Origin of the sequence: Sphingomonas pruni NBRC 15498, assembly GCF_001598455.1 — a bacterium.
Taxonomy (GTDB): Bacteria; Pseudomonadota; Alphaproteobacteria; order Sphingomonadales; family Sphingomonadaceae; genus Sphingomonas; species Sphingomonas pruni.
In genome coordinates, this window is the sequence record NZ_BCYZ01000145.1 from 1 (window position 1) to 2,442 (window position 2,442).

At 66.1% G+C, this 2,442-nt stretch carries 2 protein-coding genes; both read right to left on the reverse strand.

The genetic code is table 11. The features are described 5' to 3' along the window. Positions 1-66: 66 nt before the first annotated feature. Positions 67-948, reverse strand: a complete 882-nt coding sequence (murB, locus tag SPR01S_RS20885; RefSeq protein WP_066593760.1) for a UDP-N-acetylmuramate dehydrogenase — start codon at positions 946-948, stop codon at positions 67-69. A 14-nt stretch (positions 949-962) separates the two neighbouring features. After that, positions 963-2,366, reverse strand: a complete 1,404-nt coding sequence (gene murC, locus SPR01S_RS20890) for a UDP-N-acetylmuramate--L-alanine ligase (RefSeq protein ID WP_174531919.1) — start codon at positions 2,364-2,366, stop codon at positions 963-965. Positions 2,367-2,442: the final 76 nt, after the last annotated feature.

Below are 2,442 nucleotides of genomic sequence, written 5' to 3' on the forward strand. Positions count from 1 at the left end.
GGAGGCGAACCCCCTCCGGCGCTTCGCGCCACCTCCCCGTCCCGGGGAGGATTTGGAAAGCCGCGCTCACTTCGCAACTCCCACGCGCTGAATTTCCCACTCCAGCATCACGCCCGAATTCGCCTTCACCTTCTCGCGTACCTCTTCGCCCAGACTCTCGATATCCGCGCTGGTCGCGTCACCCAGGTTGAGCAGGAAATTACAATGCTTTTCCGACACTTGTGCGCCGCCCTTGCGAAGACCTCGGCATCCGGCCTCGTCGACCAATTGCCACGCTTTGTGGCCCTCGGGGTTCTTGAAGGTCGACCCCCCGGTGCGGCTGCGCAGCGGCTGCGACTCTTCCCGCGCGGCGGCGATACGGTCCATCTCGGCCTGGATCGCGGAAGGGTCGCCCGGCTGGCCGCGGAAAGTCGCGCCGACCACGATCGCGCCCGCGGGCAAGTCGCTGTGACGATAGGTATAGCCGAGATCGCCGAGCGCGAGCGTGCGGCGCTCGCCCGACCGGAGGACGACGTCGGCCTCGACCAGCACGTCCTTGACCTCGCGGCCATAAGCGCCGCCGTTCATCCGGACGAAGCCGCCAACCGTGCCCGGAATCGAGCGCATGAATTCGAGACCAGCGATCCCGGCATCACGCGCGCTCGACGAAACGAGGATGCCGCTCGCGCCGCCACCACAACGCAGCGTGGTGGCATCGCGCCGTTCGATCTTGGCGAACGCCTTGCCCAGCCGGACCACCACGCCGGGCACGCCGCCGTCACGGACGATCAGGTTCGAACCCAGGCCGAGCCCCATCACCGGCACCGACGGATCGAGCGCGTAGAGAAAGGTGGCGAGGTCATCAACATCGGCCGGCTCGAACAGATATTCGGCCGCGCCGCCGCTCTTGAACCACACCAACGGCGCCAGCGGCGCGCCGTGGGTCAATTTCCCACGAACCGGAGGCATGGCGTAACAGACCGTCACCGCGCCGCCTCGATTCCGTCAGCCAGCCCGGCCGCCCATTTGGTGATGTCGCCCGCGCCCAGGCATACGATCATGTCGCCCGGCTGGACGACGCCCGCGAGTTCGCTCGCGAGTTCTTCCGCCGAACCGATCGTCGCCGCCGCGCGGTGGCCCCGACGCTTCAGGCCATCGACCAGCGCCTGCGCATCGACTCCCTCGATAGGTTGCTCGCCCGCGGCATAGACCGGGGTGACATAGACCATGTCGGCATCGTTGAACGCCTGCTGAAAGTCCTCCATCAGATTGCCGAGGCGCGTGTAGCGATGGGGCTGCACCACCGCGATGACGCGGTTGGCGACGCCCTCGCGCGCCGCCGACAACACCGCGCGGATCTCGACCGGGTGATGGCCGTAATCGTCGATCACGACCGCGCCATTAACCTCGCCGACCTTGGTGAAGCGGCGCTTGACGCCCCCGAACTTGGCGAAGCCCTGTTGGATCGTCGCATCGTCGACTCCGAGCTCGAGCGCGACGCCGATCGCCGACAGCGCGTTCTGGACATTGTGGCGCCCCGGCATCGGCAATTCGATATTCTCGATCGAGCGCGTCGTGCCGTCACGATTGCGGATGATCGCCTCGAACCGGTTGCCGCCGGGGATCGGAGTCACGTTGACGCCGCGGATATCGGCCTGGGTCGAGAAGCCATAGGTGACGATGCGGCGGTCGCGCACGCGCGGCAGCACGGCCTGCACTTCGGGATGGTCGAGGCAAAGGAAAGCGGCGCCATAGAAGGGCACGTTCTCGATGAACTGGACGAACGCGTCCTTGATCGCATCGAAACTGCCATAATGGTCGAGATGCTCGGGATCGATATTGGTGACGACCGCGAGCGTGCCGTCGAGCCGCAGGAAACTGCCGTCGCTCTCGTCGGCCTCGACCACCATCCACTCGCTGTCGCCGAGCCGCGCGTTCGAGCCATAGCTGTTGATGATGCCGCCATTGATCACGGTCGGGTCGATCCCGCCGGCGTCGAGCAACGCCGCGACCATCGAGGTCGTGGTGGTTTTGCCGTGCGTCCCCGCCACCGCGACGGTCGATTTGAGGCGCATCAATTCGGCGAGCATCTCGGCGCGGCGCACCACCGGGATGCGGCGTTCGAGCGCACACTCGACCTCGGGATTGGCGCGCTTGATCGCGGTCGACACCACGACGACCGCGGCGTCACCGAGATTCTCCGCGGCGTGGCCGATCTTCACCTCGATGCCCTTGTCGCGCAGCCCCTGCACGACATAGCCCTCGGACACGTCCGAGCCCTGCACCTTGTAACCGAGATTGTGCATCACTTCGGCAATGCCGGACATGCCGATCCCGCCGATGCCGACGAAATGGATGGCGCCGATATCGGTCTTGAGCCCGGTCATCAGAAATCCTCCCCGTTTACGGGGAGGGGGACCAGCCGAAGGCTGGTGGAGGGGGCGGGCAACAAGGAATATCCGA